1 protein-coding gene and 2 pseudogenes are annotated in these 2,506 nt (G+C 42.9%); 2 read left to right on the top strand and 1 reads right to left on the bottom strand.

What is annotated here, in order from left to right:
* Positions 1-463 precede the first annotated feature (463 nt).
* Complete coding sequence (locus ACMJ0U_RS09405; protein ID WP_417129707.1) at positions 464-1,246, top strand: Cof-type HAD-IIB family hydrolase; 783 nt, start codon at positions 464-466, stop codon at positions 1,244-1,246.
* 178 nt (positions 1,247-1,424) lie between these two features.
* A pseudogene (locus tag ACMJ0U_RS09400) lies at positions 1,425-2,318 on the top strand (carboxypeptidase-like regulatory domain-containing protein); the annotation flags it as partial.
* An 83-nt stretch (positions 2,319-2,401) separates the two neighbouring features.
* Here ACMJ0U_RS09400 and ACMJ0U_RS09395 read toward each other — a convergent pair.
* A pseudogene (locus ACMJ0U_RS09395) lies at positions 2,402-2,506 on the bottom strand (IS4 family transposase); the annotation flags it as partial.

Below are 2,506 nucleotides of genomic sequence, written 5' to 3'. Positions count from 1 at the left end.
AAAATATACGCCTTCGTAATTTTTTGAAAGTTTTTCTTTTGTCAAAAAATGTCGTGATAAAGATTAGGACAAGTGACTTGTTTTTTTGTGGGGTATGATGGAAATGGAGACTGGAAAAAGGAAATTTTAAGGTAAAATGTGGCGATTTGTGGATTGGCCTTCAGTGTAAGGGAACAAAAATCTGGGAAACTCCTAATCGTTGCTGAGGGCTTTTAGGGTAAAATTACAGGATAATAAGAAATTTAAAGAGGCTATCTTAAATAGGGATAGCCTTTTTCTTTATTAAGGTTACTCAACCTATTATTCTCGGGGGATAACTCAGATTTTGATTGATGTTAATCCGTATAATATAATTCTCACCACATTTAGGAGTTCTGTGTCAATTGTGCTATAAATAGGGAGGGTTGTTCTTCTGTAGTCTCTTTTATTCATTATCTTTGCACGGACTTTTAATACCCGAAAAATGATAAAAGCGATATTCTTTGATATTGACGGAACATTAGTATCTTTCCAGACTCACACCGTACCGGAGTCTACCCGCGAAGCCCTGCGACTTTTGAGAGAAAAAGGGATTAAGGTATTTATCGCTACCGGACGCCCGAAGACGCTGATGATGGATGCCGTGGGTGAACTGGATTTCGACGGTTATGTCACGCTGAACGGGGCACATTGCTTCACGGCAAATCATGAGGACATCTACAAGGGCTGTGTGCCTCAGGAAGACATTGAGCGACTCATCCAGTACCAGCATGACCATCCGGAAATGCCGTTCGTGTTTGTACACGACAATACCTGGTTCCTGACTTACGAAGATGAGGCTGTCAGAGAGATTGCCCGTCTGATTCAAATTGACATTCCGGAAATCCGTCCTATAGAAACCGCAAGAGAGAAAGAAATTCTGCAAATCATGGGATATTTCCCTGAAGAGAAAGACGGAGAAATATTTGGAAAAGTGCTGACTCACTGTGAACCCATGCGCTGGCATCCGGTTTTTGCCGACATCATTGCACGGGGAAACAGTAAAAGTCACGGTATCGACCAGATGTTGGCTTACTACGGCATCGACCTGAAAGACACCATGGCTTTTGGCGATGGCGGCAATGATATTCCGATGCTGAAACATGTAGGCACAGGAATTGCCATGGGAAATGCGGCTCCTCACATACAAGCAGCTGCCGATTATATCACCACATCAGTGGATGAAGAAGGTATCATGCAGGCATTGAGGCATTTCCATATCTTATAATATACAGACTCTCTAACTGTAACTTGTTACACCTCATAGGACAACCTACACAATACCTACAAATAGGTATTTATACATAGTCTAAATTACCCATATTTGGCGATTGCCCCACCTGGACAATCGCCTTAATTTTGCACACAGAAAATTAGTCCTGAATAAAAAATACGAGTTACAGTAAATGAGACATTTATCTTTTTCGCGGGGAAGCGAGAACTTAAAATGGGGGATACTTTTTATATTGTCAGGTGCCTGTGTCTTATCTCTTTCCGCACAAGGCCGTGCGTTGCTATCCGGGAAAGTTCTTTCTTCGGACAAAAGTATCATTGACTTCGCTACGGTATACCTGAAAGGTACGCAATACGGCTGTACAACCAATGAAAAAGGGTTGTATCATCTGAAAGCACCCGCCGGGAAATATACACTGACGGTTTCTGCCATCGGATTCAAGACGGTAGAAAAGGAGGTGGAAATTCTGGCAGACGGGCGCAGCAAGCAAAATGTAATCTTGAAGCCTTCGGTCACCGAGCTGGATGAAGTCGTAGTCGTTTCCAACGGGGTCGGACGTATCAAACGCTCAGCCTTCAATGCCGTGGCTGTAGATACGCGTGAACTACAGAACTCTACCAAAAACCTGAGTGAAGCGTTGCAGAAACTTCCGGGAATGAAACTGCGCGAGTCTGGAGGTGTAGGTTCGGACATGCAGCTGATGCTCGACGGCTTCAGTGGCAAGCATGTAAAAGTATTTATCGACGGGGTGCCACAGGAAGGAGCAGGAACAGCTTTCGACCTGAATAATATTCCGGTCAATTTTGCCGAACGCATTGAGGTATACAAAGGCGTGGTACCCGTAGGATTCGGTACCGATGCCTTGGGTGGAGTTATCAACATTGTAACCAACAAACAGAAACGCAACTGGTTTCTGGATGCGTCGTACTCATACGGTTCGTTCAACACACATAAATCGTATGTAAACTTCGGACAGAGCTTCAAGAACGGACTGACGTATGAAATCAATGCGTATCAGAATTACTCTGACAATAATTACTATATCAACAACTGGGTGGAAGAATTCAATCACGAAAACAATACGTCTGTCAGCGATGAAAGTAACATACAGCGTCATTAGTGTCCAATAAAAATGGACGAGTTAAAAATTTAATCAAATAGTCCTTCAAAAAGGGGACAATCGAGTTCTTTGACATCATTGAAATTAGTCTTATCGAACAGGTCACGTAAGTGGGTTTTGTCCGTTAGAGAAAT

It is taken from the genome of Phocaeicola sp., from assembly GCF_048170425.1.
Lineage (GTDB): Bacteria > Bacteroidota > Bacteroidia > Bacteroidales > Bacteroidaceae > Phocaeicola.
The sequence above is the reverse complement of the archived record's forward strand: the minus strand, read 5'-3'. Positions and strand labels throughout refer to the sequence as shown.